The sequence below is a fragment of the Streptomyces sp. NPDC032822 genome (assembly GCF_055578825.1).
In genome coordinates this window covers 1,208,029-1,223,108 of sequence record NZ_JBVIOL010000001.1, presented here as the reverse complement: position 1 = coordinate 1,223,108, position 15,080 = coordinate 1,208,029, and the positions used below count along the sequence as shown (strand labels likewise).

At 73.0% G+C, this 15,080-nt stretch carries 13 protein-coding genes; 8 read left to right on the top strand and 5 right to left on the bottom strand.

Annotation, left to right across the window (positions count from 1 at the left end; translation table 11 throughout):
- Nucleotides 1-107 precede the first annotated feature (107 nt).
- On the bottom strand, nucleotides 108-320 hold the full coding sequence (locus ACZ5VD_RS05620; protein ID WP_468549336.1) for a hypothetical protein: 213 nt from the start codon (nucleotides 318-320) through the stop codon (nucleotides 108-110).
- 204 nt (nucleotides 321-524) lie between these two features.
- Between ACZ5VD_RS05620 and ACZ5VD_RS05615 the strand changes: the two genes are divergently transcribed.
- Nucleotides 525-1,727, top strand: a complete 1,203-nt coding sequence (locus tag ACZ5VD_RS05615) for a bifunctional adenosylcobinamide kinase/adenosylcobinamide-phosphate guanylyltransferase (protein ID WP_468549335.1) — start codon at nucleotides 525-527, stop codon at nucleotides 1,725-1,727.
- Here the strand turns inward: ACZ5VD_RS05615 and ACZ5VD_RS05610 are convergent.
- A complete protein-coding gene (locus tag ACZ5VD_RS05610) occupies nucleotides 1,716-2,456 on the bottom strand; it encodes a class I SAM-dependent methyltransferase (RefSeq protein ID WP_468680913.1) in 741 nt (246 codons plus the stop codon). The genes ACZ5VD_RS05615 and ACZ5VD_RS05610 overlap by 12 nt on opposite strands.
- Before the next feature lie 137 nt (nucleotides 2,457-2,593).
- Here ACZ5VD_RS05610 and cobT point away from each other — a divergent pair, with 137 nt between their 5' ends.
- The 3 genes from cobT to ACZ5VD_RS05595 all read left to right on the top strand — a co-directional run bounded on the left by cobT (nucleotide 2,594) and on the right by ACZ5VD_RS05595 (nucleotide 6,447).
- On the top strand, nucleotides 2,594-3,889 hold the full coding sequence (gene cobT / locus ACZ5VD_RS05605) for a nicotinate-nucleotide--dimethylbenzimidazole phosphoribosyltransferase (RefSeq protein ID WP_468680910.1): 1,296 nt from the start codon (nucleotides 2,594-2,596) through the stop codon (nucleotides 3,887-3,889).
- Nucleotides 3,890-3,952: 63 nt separating this feature from the next.
- Nucleotides 3,953-5,752: a phosphatidylglycerol lysyltransferase domain-containing protein gene (locus ACZ5VD_RS05600; protein WP_468680908.1), complete on the top strand. Its 1,800-nt coding sequence runs from the start codon at nucleotides 3,953-3,955 to the stop codon at nucleotides 5,750-5,752.
- The gene (locus tag ACZ5VD_RS05595) at nucleotides 5,749-6,447 is read left to right on the top strand and encodes a hypothetical protein (RefSeq protein ID WP_468680904.1); all 699 of its coding nucleotides are present in this window, start codon (nucleotides 5,749-5,751) and stop codon (nucleotides 6,445-6,447) included. Before ACZ5VD_RS05600 ends, ACZ5VD_RS05595 begins: the two co-directional genes overlap by 4 nt.
- On the opposite strand, the gene ACZ5VD_RS05590 is transcribed toward ACZ5VD_RS05595, so the two are convergent.
- Nucleotides 6,387-7,151, bottom strand: coding sequence for a hypothetical protein (locus ACZ5VD_RS05590; RefSeq protein WP_468549330.1), 765 nt, complete (start codon nucleotides 7,149-7,151; stop codon nucleotides 6,387-6,389). The two genes, ACZ5VD_RS05595 and ACZ5VD_RS05590, sit on opposite strands and share 61 nt — an antisense overlap.
- A gap of 60 nt (nucleotides 7,152-7,211) precedes the next feature.
- Between ACZ5VD_RS05590 and ACZ5VD_RS05585 the strand changes: the two genes are divergently transcribed.
- The gene (locus tag ACZ5VD_RS05585; RefSeq protein WP_468680902.1) at nucleotides 7,212-8,024 is read left to right on the top strand and encodes an adenosylcobinamide-GDP ribazoletransferase; all 813 of its coding nucleotides are present in this window, start codon (nucleotides 7,212-7,214) and stop codon (nucleotides 8,022-8,024) included.
- Here ACZ5VD_RS05585 and ACZ5VD_RS05580 read toward each other — a convergent pair.
- A complete protein-coding gene (locus ACZ5VD_RS05580; protein ID WP_468680899.1) occupies nucleotides 8,021-8,818 on the bottom strand; it encodes an endo alpha-1,4 polygalactosaminidase in 798 nt (265 codons plus the stop codon). The two genes, ACZ5VD_RS05585 and ACZ5VD_RS05580, sit on opposite strands and share 4 nt — an antisense overlap.
- Nucleotides 8,819-9,043: 225 nt before the next feature.
- Here ACZ5VD_RS05580 and ACZ5VD_RS05575 point away from each other — a divergent pair, with 225 nt between their 5' ends.
- From ACZ5VD_RS05575 to sucB, 3 genes are all read left to right on the top strand, one after another.
- Entirely contained in the window at nucleotides 9,044-10,585 is a 1,542-nt protein-coding gene (locus tag ACZ5VD_RS05575) for a leucyl aminopeptidase (RefSeq protein ID WP_468549327.1), read from the top strand.
- Nucleotides 10,586-10,847: 262 nt separating this feature from the next.
- Nucleotides 10,848-12,236, top strand: a complete 1,389-nt coding sequence (lpdA, locus tag ACZ5VD_RS05570) for a dihydrolipoyl dehydrogenase (RefSeq protein ID WP_468680897.1) — start codon at nucleotides 10,848-10,850, stop codon at nucleotides 12,234-12,236.
- Nucleotides 12,237-12,313: 77 nt separating this feature from the next.
- Nucleotides 12,314-14,110 (top strand): 2-oxoglutarate dehydrogenase, E2 component, dihydrolipoamide succinyltransferase, encoded by a 1,797-nt coding sequence (gene sucB, locus ACZ5VD_RS05565; protein ID WP_468680894.1) that lies wholly within the window; start codon nucleotides 12,314-12,316, stop codon nucleotides 14,108-14,110.
- A 79-nt stretch (nucleotides 14,111-14,189) separates the two neighbouring features.
- Here the strand turns inward: sucB and ACZ5VD_RS05560 are convergent, their stop codons facing one another.
- Nucleotides 14,190-14,891, bottom strand: coding sequence for a hypothetical protein (locus ACZ5VD_RS05560; RefSeq protein ID WP_468680893.1), 702 nt, complete (start codon nucleotides 14,889-14,891; stop codon nucleotides 14,190-14,192).
- Nucleotides 14,892-15,080: the final 189 nt, after the last annotated feature.

Below are 15,080 nucleotides of genomic sequence, written 5' to 3'. Positions count from 1 at the left end.
GGAATCGTCACCGGGTGCGGTGACACGGACATCACAGGCATCACAGGCATCATCTCGCCGGACGGGCGGCGAGGCAGGGGCGGCCGGTGTCCGGCCGCCCCTGCGGGCTACGCGTCCTGGGCGTGCAGGCTCATCGGCCCGTAGATCTTCGTCTCGTCCTCGGACAGGTGCACCTGGTCGGCGCCGCCTTCGAGGAGTTCCTTCCAGTACTCCCCGATCCAGGACTCGGCGTCCCCCTGCGTGGTGAACTCCTCGGGCACCACCGCGGGCTGAACCTCGGTGCCGTCGGACTTCTCGAACCGCCACGTCCATGCCGCCATGTACGCCTCCCTGGTGTGAGCACATTGCACACCAGGAGCCTATTCGCTCCGCCGGGTCAGGCATCGAAGAAGAAGAAACTGCGGGTCGTCGTCACCGTGCGGGCCGGTGGGGCTGACGGCGCGGTTCCCCGCGCCCCTTGGGACGCGCCCCTCAGGAGGAGCCCCAGGCGCGCGGTACGTGCCACCACCGGCGAGAATCTGAGCGTGGATGTGACTCTGCTCGGTACCGCCGGTCCCTCTGGACTGCCCCGCCCCGACTGTCCCTGCGCGGCCTGTGCGGCCGCGCTCGGGACGGATGCGCGGGCGGCGACCTCGTTGCTCGTGGACGGGGCGCTGCTGCTCGATCTGACGCCCGGGGCGGTCTTCGCGGCGGCACGGGCGGGGCAGTCGCTGGGAGGGGTGGGGCAGGTGCTGCTGTCCCATCCGCACGACGGGCCGGCGGTCGAGGTGCCGGCCGGGCTGCCGCAGCCGGGCCGGGTGCCGGACGGCCGGGAGTTGGCGCTGCTGACGGGGCATCGGGTGCGGGCGGTGGCGATGGACTCGCCCGGCACGGGCTACGCGGTGACGGGGCCCGACGGGCAGCGGCTGCTGTATCTGCCGCCGGGGGCCGCGCCGGCCGGGCTGGAGAACGGGTCCGCCGAGACGTACGACATGGTCCTCGCCGACGTGGTGGGGCGGCCGGACGCGCTCGCCAGGCTGCGGGCCGTGGGGGCGCTCGGGCCGACGACGGACGTCGTCGCCGTCCATCTGGACCATGACGTGCCCTCGGGCCCCGAGGTGCGGCGGCGGCTCGCGGCGGCCGGGGCACGGGCCGTGCCGGACGGGACGACCCTGACGGTCGGCGCCTACGGGGACGTACCGGATGTGCCGCGCCGGACGCTGGTGCTCGGTGGGGCGCGGTCCGGGAAGTCGGTGGAGGCCGAGCGGCGTCTGGAGGCCTTCCCCGACGTGCTGTACGTCGCGACCGGCGGCACCCGGGGCGGGGACGGCGAGTGGGCCGAGCGCGTCACCGCGCACCGGGAGCGCCGGCCGGGATCCTGGCGTACGACCGAGACCTGCGACCTGGCGCCGCTGTTGAAGGACGACGGGCCGCCGCTGCTCGTGGACTGTCTGTCCCTGTGGCTGACGGACGCGATGGACGCGGTCGGGGCGTGGGACGACGCGGAGTGGGCCGGCGGCGGGGCGCGGGCGCTGCGGGCGCGGGTGCGGGATCTCACGGAGGCGGTGCGGACGACGCGGCGAACGGTCGTCGCCGTGTCGAACGAGGTGGGCTCGGGCATCGTCCCGGCCACCGCGTCCGGACGGCGTTACCGGGACGAACTCGGGCGCCTCAACGCGGCCTTCGCGGGCGAGTGCGAGCAGGTGCTGCTGGTGGTGGCGGGCCAGGCGCTGGTGCTACGCGGCTGACGCGGCGCCGGTGACACGCGCTGCCGCGGCCTTGCGGGCGATCACCCGGTAGGTGTTCGAGAAGCGGGTGCGGCGCAGGAGCGGGGCCAGGGTGTGGTCCGTCGCCCTGGCCGCGGCCAGCAGGGACCGGGTCGCCCAGGAGGGGAAGGACTTCGGCAGGACCAGGGACAGCGCGGACGAGAGGTCGTGCGGGGTGTGCGCCGCGGCGCGGTCCGTGGTGACGATCGTGCAGCCCTGGGACTCCAGTTCGGCGCGCAGGTCCTCCAGCGGGGTCAGCGGCGGGGTCCCGGGCCGGGTGTGGGCGTGCCATCGCGGGCCCAGGAGTGCGGCGAACGCGCAGTGCGGGTCGGGGAGTTCGAGCAGGAGATGGCCGCCGGGGCGGAGCACCGCCAGGGCCGCGGCGACCTCCGCGTGGAGGTCGGCGGTGTGCGGCAGGTGGTGGAGGACGCTGACCACGTCGTAGCGGGACCGGAGCCGGGCGGTGATCTGCGGGTCCGTCAGACGGCCCATGTGGGCCTCCTCGACGCGTTCGGCCCAGCGGGCCTCCTCGACGCGGGGGGTGCGGTCCAGGCCGTCGAACGAGGTGTAGGGGAAGACCTCTCTGGCCGTCGCGGGGAAGCGGGCGTCGCCGGTGCCCACGTCCAGCCAGCTCTCCGGCTCGGAGAAGGGCAGCATCGCGCGGGCGGTGGAGCGAAGGCGCCGTACGGAAGGCGCGGGGGATGCTGACATGGCGACTCCCGAAGACGTACGACAATTCACCGCATAACGGAACGTATGGGATGGCGATCTTGAGTGCAACGACGTCGCGCGGTCGTCGTGGCGATGTGGCGCCGCCGTGTTCGATCAGGGCCGGTACTGTTCGGCGAATGAGCTCGCTGAATCTCGACGACTTCTCCGATCTGATCGAGCGCGCCGACGGCGGGGTGCGCCGCGACGCCGAGGCGCGCCGGGAGCGTCAGATCGTGCCGCCCGGAGCGCTGGGACGGCTGGACGAACTGGGTGAGTGGCTGGCCGCGGCGCAGTCGTCGGCGGTGGTACGGCCGGTGGAACGGCCGCGGGTCGTGCTGTTCGCCGGCGACCACGGCATCGCCGAACTGGGCGTCTCGGGACGGCCCGCGGGCAGCGCCGCCGAGCTGGTGCGCGAGGTCCTGGAGGGCGGCCGGCCGGTGTCCGTGCTCGCCCGGCGGCTCGGGGTGCCGGTACGGATCGTCGACATGGCGCTGGACTGCGACCCCCAGGCACTGCCCTCGGAGGTCGCGGGGCATCGGGTGCGGCGCGGCAGCGGGCGGATCGACATCGAGGACGCGCTGACCGCGGAGGAGGCGGAGGCCGCCTTCCGCGCCGGGGTCGCGGTCGCCGACGAGGAGGCCGACTCCGGTACGGATCTGGTCGTGCTCGGCGATGTGAGCGTGGGCGGGACCACGGCGGCGGGCACGCTGATCGCCGCGCTGTGCGGCACCGACGCGTCGGTGGTGACCGGGCGGGGCGGGCAGGCGATCGACGACCTGGCCTGGATGCGCAAGTGCGCGGCGATCCGGGACGCGCTCCGGCGGGCCCGGCCGGTGCTCGGGGACCAGTTGCAGCTGCTGGCGACGGTGGGCGGCGCCGACCTCGCCGCGCTCACGGGCTTCCTGCTGCAGAGCGCGGTGCGGAAGATGCCGGTGATCCTGGACGGGGTCGTGGTGGCCGCCTGTGCGCTGGTGGGGCAGCGGATCGCGTTCCGGGCGCCGGACTGGTGGCTGGCCGGACAGAACAGCGGCGAGCCGGGACAGGCCAAGGCGCTGGACCGGATGGCGCTGGAGCCGCTGCTCGACCACGGGGTGACGGTCGGGGAGGCAGCGGGAGCGCTGCTGGCGCTGCCGCTGGTGCAGGCCGCGGCGGCCCTGGCCGCCGAACTCCCCGAGAAGCCGGACGCCGAGGAGAAGCCGGACCTCGAAGAGAAGACGGCCGTCGAGGAGAAGGTGGACGTCTCCGAGGAGCCGGATGCCTCGGAGGAGCCGGCCGCCTTCGGGATGCCGGATCCCTCGGAACAGCCGGCCGCCTCCGGGAAGCCGGCCACCTCGGAGGAGCCGGGCGTCTCCGAGAAGCCGGGCACCTCGGAGGAGCCGGGTGTCTCCGGGAAGCCGGGCGGCTCCGGGGAATCCGAGAAGAACGAGGCCTAGCGTTCGACCGGTTCGGTCGTGGCTGAACGGCGTCGCGGCGGGCAGAGGGCATGATCCCCGTTCATGGGAGATGTCCGAATTGCCGCGGTACAGGACCGACCTCCGGATGTACGGGACGCGGCCGTCCGGCCGGGCGCCGCGGCCCGTGCGTCGACGCCCGCCTCGCGGCGGGCCGCCGGGCTGGCCGTCTGGTATCTGCGGGGCGTCGCGTTCGTCAACTTCCTCAGTGCGGTGTGGGTCTCGCTGGGGCAGGACGTGCGGCGGCACAACCAGGAGGACTTCTTCACGCCGTACCTGCTGACCGCCGGCTTCGCCTCCGGGGTGTTCACGGGGTTCCTGGCGATCACCATGCGGCGCCGGAAGCGGGCCGCGTGGATCCTGAACCTCGCGCTCGCCGGCCCCTTCCTCGCGCTGTTCGCCGTCGCGATGGCCTTCCCCGAGGTCAGGCGGTACGCGCAGAACTGGGTCTCCCTCGTCCTCACCGCCCTGTTCGTCGCCGCGCTCCTGGCCGGTCGGCGGGAGTTCTACGCGAAGGGCGACCGGTCCAACCCGAAGCTCGCCGCGGCCGTCGCCGTCGGCGGGCTGCTGGTGTCCTCACTGCTCGCGGCGCTCCTGGTGACCGTCACCAACCAGGCGCGGGACCCCTCGACCTTCGCGGAACGCTGGCGGTACGGCACCCTGCGGCTGGTCTCCGTCGCCGCCGACGGCTCCCGCTCCCCGGGCATCACGACCCCGAACTGGGCCGACGTCACGATCAACGTGCTCAGCACGGCCCTGGTCCTCGCCGTCCTCTACGCCGCCTTCCGCTCCCGGCGTGCCGTCGACCCGCTCACCGAGGACGACGAACGGCGGCTGCGGGCGCTCCTGGACCGGCACGGCGAGCGGGACTCGCTCGGCTACTTCGCGCTGCGGCGGGAGAAGAGCGTCGTCTGGTCCCCGACCGGCAAGGCGGCCGTCGCCTACCGCGTGATCGGCGGGGTGTCGCTGGCCTCCGGCGATCCCCTCGGCGACCCGGAGGCGTGGCCGGGCGCGATCGAGCCGTGGCTCGCCCAGGCGCGGGCGCACGGCTGGATCCCGGCGGTGATGGGCGCGGGCGAGGAGGCGGGCACGGTGTACGCGCGGCACGGTCTGGACGCCCTGGAACTCGGTGACGAGGCGATCGTCGAGGTCGCCGAGTTCACGCTGGAGGGGCGGGCCATGCGGACCGTGCGGCAGGCCCACAACCGGGTGCGGCGGGCCGGGTACACCGTGCGCGTCCGGCGCCACGAGGACATTCCCGCGGCCGAGCTGGCGTATCTGCTGGAGCGGGCCGACGACTGGCGGGACGGGGCCACCGAGCGCGGGTTCAGCATGGCGCTGGGGCGGCTCGGGGAGCCGGGCGACGGGCGGTGCGTGATGCTCGAATGCACGGACGCCGAGGGCGGGTTGAGGGCGTTGCTCTCCTTCGTGCCCTGGGGTCCGCACGGGCTCTCGCTCGACCTGATGCGGCGCGACCGGGACGGCGACAACGGCCTGATGGAGTTCATGGTCATCGAGCTGTTGCGCGCAGCGCACGAGATCCAGATCACCCAGGTCTCACTGAACTTCGCCATGTTCCGCTCGGTCTTCGAACGTGGTGCGCGTCTCGGCGCCGGGCCGGTGCTGAGGCTGTGGCGCTCGCTGCTCACCTTCTTCTCCCGCTGGTGGCAGATCGAGTCGCTGTACCGCGCCAACGCCAAGTACCGGCCCATCTGGGAGCCGCGGTTCCTGCTCTTCGAGAAGAGCGCGGACCTGCCGCGCATCGGCCTCGCGTCGGCGCGCGCGGAAGGGTTCCTGGAGGCGCCGGCGCTGCCGAAGCCGACGGGGACGAGGACCACCGGATGAACACGCTCGCCCGCTGGGCCCGGGCCGAATGGGGGCTGCTGTACGTCACCGTGCGGGAGCCGCTGCTCAGGCGCCGGTGGCGGGCGGTCCCGCTGTCGGTCGCGGCGGTCTGTCTGACGGCGGGCCTGCACGTCGTGCACAACCGGTCCTGGGGCTATCAGTTCGTGCAGAACGTCGGGGCGGTGCGTGCCGAGGACCCGCTGTGGCTCGCCCTGCTGCGCACCCCCCTGTCCCTGTTCGTGCCCGCTCTGGACCTGCCCGTCTGGGGTGCCCTGGCGCAGGTTCTGCTGGTGTTCGGGATCGCCGAGATCTGCCTGGGCCGGTGGCGGACGCTCACCCTCGCGTACGTCGCCACGCTCGCCGGCACGCTGTACGCGCGCGTGGGCATCTGGCTGGGCCCCGGCCACCCACTGGGCCTGCCGGCCTCGGACGCGCACGTGGTGGACACCGGCCCGTCGGCGGCCGTGGTGGGCCTGGCCGTGTTCCTGGGCTTGCGCTACCGCGCGTACGTCACCGCGGGCGTGGTGGTCGCGGCGATGGTGGTCGAGGTGGTCCTGAAGGAGAACCTGGCCGGCAAGGAGCATCTGGCGGCGATCGCGGCGGTGCTGGTGCTGTGCGGGGTCTCCGCGCTGCGTCACGGGCGTTCGAGGGCCCGGGGCGGCAGGGGGTCCGGCTTGCCTCCGATCAGGTCCTGAAGTCTGCGGCGGGGGCCGGCCCAGCGGCGGTCGTGGTGGTAGGCGCGCAGGGTCGAGCGGGTGCGGGCGCGCGGGCGGCGGCGGTAGAACCGCTTGGCCCAGGGGGAGCCGGGGCGGGCCAGCCGGATGGCGCCGACCAGGGCGACGAGGGGGACGATCACGCCGAAGATCGCGGTGCGGGCCTTCCCCTTGGCGAGGGCGAGGAGGGAGAACAGGAAGTTCACGGCCACGCTCATGAGGACGGAGCCGCGGTCCTGGAGTTCGTCCTGGTCCAGGCCGTCGACCCCGAAGGGCGAGAACCCGCACAGGACCAGTCCGACCAGGGCCGCGGTGAGCACCACGACCTCCACGCTCTTGCGGCCCGCCTCGGTCCAGTAGACGTCGTCGAGGTGCAGGATCAGCGCGAACTCGTCCAGCACCAGGCCCGCGCCGATGCCGAAGACGACCGCGAAGACGGCCGAGCCGAAGCCGTGCCGGCCGCTGGCGACCGCGCCGAAGCCGCCGAGGACGGTGAGGACGACACCGGGGACCACGTGGTGGATGTGCACTCCCCCGGCGCTGACGTTGCCGAAGGGGCCCTTGCCGGCCCGGATCATGCGGGTGACGATCCGGGTGATCAGGAAGGTGAGCACGAACGCGGTGAGGGCCAGGAGCAGGGGCAGCTTGCCCGGTTCGACGATGTTCCGCTCCAGCCAATGTCCCATATAGGCACTTTATCCGCGGCTGCGCGGGGCGCTCGCCCGACCTCCGGGTAACCTGCGCCGGTGTCCACGCCCCCGCCGCCCTCCCCCGCGCCCGCGCCCTCCTGGCAGGACGGCCTCCGTTTCGCCTTCGGCACCCTCACCGTGCTCCCGGTCGAGGTGACCCGCTGGGACCGCAAGGCGGCCCGCGACGGCATGCTGTGCGCCCCGGCGGCCGGGCTGGTGATCGGCGCGGGCGCGGCCGGACTCGGTGCGCTCCTGCTCCTCCTGGGCGCGGAGCCGCTGCTCGCCGCCGTCGCCTCCGTGGCCGTACCCGCCGTGCTCACCCGCGGGCTGCACCTGGACGGGCTCGCGGACACCGCGGACGGGCTGGGCAGCGGCAGACCCGCCGAGGACGCGCTGCGGATCATGAAGCGGTCGGACATCGGACCGTTCGGTGTGATCACCCTCGCCCTCGTGCTGTTCGCCCAGGTGGCGGCGTTGTCGCAGCTCTACGCCGACTCGTGGACCCGGGGTGCCGTGGCCGCCGTCGTCTCGGCGACCGCCGCCCGCCTGTCTCTCACCCTGGCCGCCCGCTCCGGGGTGCCGGCCGCCCGGCCGGAGGGGCTGGGGGCGGCGGTGGCGGGGGCGGTCCCGGTGCGGGGCGCGGTCCTCGCCGCCCTCGCCGTCACGCTCGCGTCGACGGCCGCCGGGGGGCTCCTCGGACCGTACGACGCCCTGCGCACGGCCCTCGCGGTCCTCGCCGCTCTCGCGGTCGCCGAACTCCTCCTGCGCCACTGCGTCCGGCGGTTCGGCGGGGTGACCGGTGACGTGTTCGGCGCTCTCGCGGAGACGGCGGCCACCGTGGCGCTCGTGGCACTGGTCCTGGGGCGCTAGCAGGCCCGGCGCCACACCCCGAGCTCGTACTTCTTGAGCATCGAACTCAGCTTCAGGCGGCGGGAGTCGGCGCAGAAGCGGCGGGTGGGGAGTTCGTACTCGACGTGGAAGACGGCCTTGCCGGCCTCGACGAAGGGCGACAGGTCGGCGCATTCGCCGTACTGGGCGCACTGTTCGTTGACCGCGAAGTCGAAGTCCCCGACCAGTTGCGGGATCTGGTCCAGGTCGTTCTTGAGGCCCACGGCCATGCCGCGGTCGTGGGCGAGCTTCGCGATCAGGCGGTTGTAGCGGAGCTGGTCGGCGGCCTTGAGGGGGAAGCCGGTGCGGTTGCGGTAGCCGTCCATGTTGTCGGGCTCGACCGCGTCGAAGCCCTTGTCGCGGCACATGTCGACGCGGGCCGCCATCAGGGGTTCCAGGATGTCGGTACGGCGGATGTCGAGCCAGCGTTCGCCCTCCCAGCCGTTGCCGCGGCCCAGCACCGACCCGGGGAACTTCTTCGCGTCGGGGCGCCAGTCCTCCCAGGCGCCCGTGGAGAGGTAGCAGATGACCTTGCGGTCCTCGCGGTGCAGCGCGGTCACCGTCGCCTTCGGCTGGTCGAAGCCGTCGATGTCGTAGACCGGAACGTCGACACTCGTGTCGATCCGGCCGCGGAGCTGCCACTGCCAGGCGACGCCGGGACGGGGCTGCCAGCGGTCACCGCCCGCCCGGTCGGCGCCGCCGCCGTCGTCGTCGGAGGGGGTCGTGCAGGCCGCCAGCAGCACCGTCAGGGCTACGAGCAGGAGGGGGCGTCTCACCGGGTGGGCTCCAGGGTGGGCGGCAACGTACCCGACGATGATCTCCCGGCCCGCAGCCGCACCGTGCACCGAGGCGTACGCTCGCCGGAACCAGACGAATGACGGGTGTGTGCCTGCCCAGGTGAAGACCGTGCCGCAGGAGAGGCCTAGGGTCGCTTCTCGGGCCCGGTCGACCCACCCGTTTTCGGCCACACCAGAATTCAATGGAAGCGAGATCTCACCACCGTGACTGCTCTCACTCTCAGCACCGCAGCGGCGCCCGGCCTCCGGGTCGACGCGATCGTGATCGGTGTTGCCAAGGGCACTGATGCCCGGGCCGGGGACCTGGTCGTCGCACCGGGCGCCGAGGCCGTGGACAAGGCGTACGACGGCCGGCTCGCCGACGTCCTGGAGACCCTCGGTGCCTCCGGCGCCGAGGGCGAGGTGACGAAGCTGCCCGCCCCGGCCGGCTTCAAGGCGCCGCTCGTGGTGGCGGTGGGCCTGGGCGCCGAGCCCGCGAAGGACTCCGGCTTCGGCGCGGAGGCGCTGCGCCGGGCCGCCGGCGTGGCCGCCCGCACCCTGTCCGGCACCAAGAAGGCCGCGTTCGCGCTGCCTCTGACGGACGCCGCGGACGTCGGCGCGGTGGCCGAGGGCGTGCTGCTCGGCGCGTACTCCTTCGACACCTACAAGGACAGCGGCAAGAGCGACGCCAAGGCCAAGAACGCCAAGGGTCCACTCGCCGAGGCCGCCCTGCTCGGCGGCAAGCCCCGCGACCGCGCCCACAAGGCGGCGATCGAGCGGGCCGCGGCCGTGTCCGAGGAGCTGAACCGCGCCCGCGACCTGATCAACATGCCGCCGAACGACCTCGACCCGGAGGCGTTCGCGGCCGTCGCCCAGGCCGCGGCCAAGGAGCACGGCATCAAGGTGCAGGTGCTCGACGAGAAGGCTCTCGTCAAGGGCGGCTACGGCGGCATCCTCGGCGTCGGCGCCGGGTCCGCGGCGGGCCCGCGCCTGGTGAAGCTGTCGTACACCTCCTCCAAGGCGAAGAAGCACCTCGCCTTCGTCGGCAAGGGCATCACGTACGACTCGGGCGGCATCTCGCTGAAGCCGGCCGGCCACAACGAGACGATGAAGTGCGACATGAGCGGTGCCGCGGCGGTCTTCGCCGCGGTCGTCGCCGCCGCGCGGCTCGGCCTGGAGGTCAATGTCACCGGCTGGCTGGCGCTGGCCGAGAACATGCCCTCGGGCTCCGCGACCCGGCCGGGTGACGTGCTGCGCATGTACAGCGGCAAGACCGTGGAGGTCCTCAACACCGACGCCGAGGGCCGCCTCGTCCTCGCCGACGCGCTGTGGGCGGCCTCCGAGGACAAGCCGGACGCGATCGTGGACGTGGCGACGCTGACCGGCGCGATGATGCTGGCGCTGGGCAACCGGACGTTCGGGATCATGGCCAACGACGACGCGTTCCGCTCCTCGCTGCACGAGGCCGCCGAGGAGGTCGGCGAGCCGGCCTGGCCGATGCCGCTGCCGGAGCACCTGCGCAAGGGCATGGACTCCTCGACCGCCGACATCGCCAACATGGGCGAGCGGATGGGCGGCGGCCTGGTCGCCGGGCTGTTCCTGCGTGAGTTCGTGGGTGAGGGGATCACCTGGGCGCACCTGGACATCGCGGGGCCGGCCTTCAACGAGGGCGGGCCGTTCGGGTACACGCCGAAGGGCGGCACGGGGACGGCCGTACGGACGCTGGTGCGGCTGGCCGAGCTGACCGCCGTGGGCGACCTGGGCTGAGGTCCGCGCTCGTTTTTCGGCGACGGGGCCCCGCGCGCGGGTAGGGCGGGGCCCCGTCGTCCTGCCGTGGCACAGGTGGCGGGAGCGAGGAGTGCGACGTCTCACACACCAGCCCGGCGTCTCGTCCTGCGCCGACAAGTGCGAAGATGGGCCTCGGCAGGACAGGGCCCCCACCGAAGGGCCGAGAGCAAAGAGCGGCCGGACACCAGCCGCCGACCGGTCACTGGAGACCGGCGTGGCGCACATGCATGGAGGACGTGACGTGGCGAACGACGCCAGCACCGTTTTCGACCTAGTGATCCTCGGCGGTGGTAGCGGTGGTTACGCCGCGGCCCTGCGCGGGGCGCAGCTGGGCCTGGACGTCGCCCTGATCGAGAAGGACAAGGTCGGCGGTACCTGCCTGCACCGGGGTTGCATTCCCACCAAGGCCCTGCTGCACGCGGGCGAGATCGCCGACCAGGCCCGCGAGAGCGAGCAGTTCGGCGTGAAGGCCACCTTCGAGGGCATCGACGTACCGGCCGTCCACAAGTACAAGGACGGCGTCGTCGCTGGCCTGTACAAGGGCCTGCAGGGACTGATCGCCTCCCGCAAGGTCACCTACATCGAGGGTGAGGGCCGCCTGTCCTCCCCGACCTCCGTCGACGTGAACGGCCGGCGTGTCCAGGGCCGCCACGTACTCCTGGCGACCGGCTCCGTGCCGAAGTCGCTGCCGGGCCTGGAGATCGACGGCAACCGCATCATCTCCTCCGACCACGCCCTCGTCCTGGACCGGGTGCCGAAGTCGGCGATCGTCCTGGGCGGCGGTGTCATCGGCGTCGAGTTCGCCTCCGCCTGGAAGTCCTTCGGGTCGGACATCACGATCATCGAGGGCCTCAAGCACCTCGCTCCCCTCGAGGACGAGAACTCCTCCAAGCTTCTTGAGCGCGCGTTCCGCAAGCGTGGCATCAAGTTCAACCTGGGCACCTTCTTCTCGAAGGCCGAGTACACCGCCGACGGCGTCAAGGTCACCCTGGCCGACGGCAAGGAGTTCGAGGCCGAGCTGCTGCTCGTGGCGGTCGGCCGCGGCCCCGTCTCCGCCGGTCTCGGCTACGAGGAGCAGGGCGTCGCCATGGACCGCGGTTACGTCCTGGTCGACGAGTACATGCGCACCAACGTCCCGACCGTCTCGGCCGTCGGCGACCTGGTCCCCACGCTCCAGCTCGCGCACGTCGGCTTCGCCGAGGGCATCCTGGTGGCGGAGCGTCTGGCCGGTCTGAAGGCCGTTCCGATCGACTACGACGGCGTCCCCCGGGTGACGTACTGCCACCCCGAGGTCGCCTCCGTGGGGATCACCGAGGCCAAGGCCAAGGAGATCTACGGTGCGGACAAGGTCGTCGCTCTGAAGTACAACCTCGCGGGCAACGGCAAGAGCAAGATCCTGAACACCACGGGCGAGATCAAGCTCGTCCAGGTCAAGGACGGTGCCGTGGTCGGCGTCCACATGGTCGGCGACCGTATGGGCGAGCAGGTCGGCGAAGCCCAGCTGATCTACAACTGGGAGGCGCTGCCCGCCGAGGTCGCTCAGCTCATCCACGCCCACCCGACTCAGAACGAGGCGATGGGCGAGGCCCACCTGGCTCTGGCCGGCAAGCCGCTCCACTCGCACGACTGACCCTCGGTCGACACCGCGACCGCGCGACTCCGCGACGACACAGACTTCCGCACTTTCCGTAAGGAGCAACCGAAACCATGGCGGTTTCCGTAACCCTTCCGGCGCTCGGCGAGAGCGTCACCGAGGGCACTGTCACCCGCTGGCTGAAGGCCGAGGGTGAGCGAGTAGAGGCCGACGAGCCGCTGCTGGAGGTGTCGACGGACAAGGTCGACACCGAGATCCCCTCCCCCGCCGCCGGTGTCCTGGCGTCCATCAAGGTCGCCGAGGACGAGACCGTCGAGGTCGGCGCCGAACTGGCCGTCATCGACGACGGCACGGGTTCGCCCGCTGCCGACCCGGCCCCGGCCGCCGAGCCCGCCCCTGAGCCCGCTCCCGAGCCGGCTCAGGCAGCCCCGTCCACCGAGCAGGCCGCTCCGGCGCCCGCTCCCACCGCGGAGGCCGCCTCCGGCGGCGGCTCGGCCGAGGGCACGGACGTCGTCCTGCCCGCGCTCGGCGAGTCCGTCACCGAGGGCACCGTCACCCGCTGGCTGAAGTCGGTCGGCGACTCCGTCGAGGCCGACGAGCCGCTGCTCGAGGTGTCGACCGACAAGGTCGACACCGAGATCCCGGCGCCCACCTCCGGTGTGCTGCTGGAGATCACGGTCGCCGAGGACGAGACGGCCGAGGTCGGCGCCAAGCTGGCCGTCATCGGCGCCCCGGGCGCGGCTCCGGCCGCCGCTCCGGCCCCCGCCGCACCGGCTCCGGCTCCGGCCGCCGAGGCTCCTGCCCCGGCTCCGGAGCCCGCCCCCGCGGCTCCCGCTCCGGCCCCGGAGCCCGCTGCTCCGGCCGCGCCCGCTCCGGCTCCGGCTCCGGTCCAGGCCGCTGCCCCGGCCCCCGCGCCGGCCGCTCCGGCTCCGGCCGCCCCGGCCGCGCAGGCTCCCGCCGCCACCTCCGGTGACGACGGCGCCTACGTGACCCCGCTGGTGCGCAAGCTCGCCGCCGAGAACAGCGTCGACCTGGCCACCGTCAAGGGCACCGGCGTGGGCGGTCGTATCCGCAAGCAGGACGTCATCGCCGCCGCCGAGGCCGCGAAGGCCGCCGCTGCCGCTCCGGCTCCCGCCGCCGCCGCTCCGGCCGCCACCGCGAAGAAGGCGCCCGCCCTGGAGGCCTCCCCCCTCCGCGGCCAGACCGTCAAGATGCCGCGCATCCGCAAGGTCATCGGCGACAACATGGTCAAGGCGCTGCACGAGCAGGCGCAGCTGTCCTCGGTCGTCGAGGTGGACGTCACCCGTCTGATGAAGCTGCGCGGCCGGGCCAAGGACGCGTTCGCGGCCCGCGAGGGCGTCAAGCTCTCGCCGATGCCGTTCTTCGTCAAGGCCGCGGCCCAGGCGCTGAAGGCGCACGCGCCCGTCAACGCCAAGATCAACGAGGGCGAAGGCACGATCACCTACTTCGACACCGAGAACGTCGGTATCGCGGTGGACTCCGAGAAGGGCCTGATGACCCCGGTCATCAAGCACGCCGGCGACCTCAACATCGCCGGTATCGCCAAGGCGACGGCGGAGCTGGCCGGCAAGGTCCGCGCCAACAAGATCACTCCGGACGAGCTGTCCGGTGCGACCTTCACCATCTCCAACACCGGTTCGCGCGGTGCGCTCTTCGACACGATCATCGTGCCGCCGGGCCAGGTCGCGATCCTCGGTATCGGTGCCACGGTCAAGCGTCCGGCCGTCATCGAGACGGAGGAGGGCACGGTCATCGGCGTCCGCGACATGACGTACCTGACCCTCTCCTACGACCACCGTCTGGTGGACGGCGCCGACGCGGCCCGTTACCTGACCGCGGTCAAGGCGATCCTGGAGGCGGGCGAGTTCGAGGTCGAGCTCGGCCTGTAGTCCGGCATCCCGCTTGTACGGTGCCCCCGTCCGGAGTCTCTCCGGGCGGGGGCACCGCTGTGTCAGCGGGGCGTCGGTCTCACCGGGGCGTCAGTTTCCGGTCCGACCAGCCGGCCAGCGACTCCACCCACACGTTGGGGATCGCCGGCTTCGCCGCCCGCGGCAGCCGCTGGGTGCGGTACGCCTTCAGGACGTCGTAGGTGGCGTCCAGGCAGTCCCGCGAGGTGAGCTTCCCGGTCCGCGGGTCGACGCCCACGAGGAAGCCCCGCCCGGCGACGGCACGGATCGCCGCCCGGGCCGCCCGGACGTCGGCGGCCCGGGAGGACGTACAGCGGTAGCGGCTGTACGGGTGCGCGGACCTGCCCGGATAGTGGGTGTCCCGGGACATCTCGCGGAGCATCCGGGCGTACGTCCCCTCCGCGTCCCAGGCGCCGATGCCGCCGCCCGGCGGGGTGTACAGCCGGCCGCTCGGGTTCTCGACCGCGCCGTACACCCAGCGGCCGGTCCCGGTGATCCGGAAGCCCCAGCCGACGTGCCCGAACCTCTGGGCGCCGTCCGGTTTCACGAAGACGCAGGCGTCGTACGGTGTGCCGTCTCCCCGGGCCGTGCCCGCCATGCCGGCCATCTCCGCCCTGCCGGTGCTCTCCGCCGTGGCGCTGGTCTCCGGCGTGCCGCCCGGCCTCGTCTGCGCCCGGGTGGGCATCTGCTGGCAGCCCGTCACCCCCATGAGCACGCCGATCACGGCCACCACGGCCGTCCGGCGCCATCCCCCGATGTTCATACCCGTCCCCCAGTCGTGCCGAGGGGCGCCCCGCGCGGGAACCCCCTGCCGACCGCGACACCCATCGGGCCGCCGGGGTTCCCCGTCTTGACACAAGACGTCGAGCTGAGAGCGTGTAAGTCTCGTCTCACCTGCGCGAAAGCGCCCCCGTGCGCCCCTCCCCGCGGGGGCCGCGGCCTTATTGTCTAA

Excerpts from the sequence above, each read along its gene's own strand:
- ACZ5VD_RS05620 (WP_468549336.1), bottom strand. The coding sequence starts at position 320 with ATGGCGGCATGGACGTGGCGGTTCGAGAAGTCCGACGGCACCGAGGTT.
- ACZ5VD_RS05610 (WP_468680913.1), bottom strand. The coding sequence starts at position 2,456 with ATGTCAGCATCCCCCGCGCCTTCCGTACGGCGCCTTCGCTCCACCGCC.
- cobT (WP_468680910.1), top strand. The coding sequence starts at position 2,594 with ATGAGCTCGCTGAATCTCGACGACTTCTCCGATCTGATCGAGCGCGCC.
- ACZ5VD_RS05600 (WP_468680908.1), top strand. The coding sequence starts at position 3,953 with ATGGGAGATGTCCGAATTGCCGCGGTACAGGACCGACCTCCGGATGTA.
- ACZ5VD_RS05595 (WP_468680904.1), top strand. The coding sequence starts at position 5,749 with ATGAACACGCTCGCCCGCTGGGCCCGGGCCGAATGGGGGCTGCTGTAC.
- ACZ5VD_RS05590 (WP_468549330.1), bottom strand. The coding sequence starts at position 7,151 with ATGGGACATTGGCTGGAGCGGAACATCGTCGAACCGGGCAAGCTGCCC.
- sucB (WP_468680894.1), top strand. The coding sequence starts at position 12,314 with ATGGCGGTTTCCGTAACCCTTCCGGCGCTCGGCGAGAGCGTCACCGAG.
- ACZ5VD_RS05560 (WP_468680893.1), bottom strand. The coding sequence starts at position 14,891 with ATGAACATCGGGGGATGGCGCCGGACGGCCGTGGTGGCCGTGATCGGC.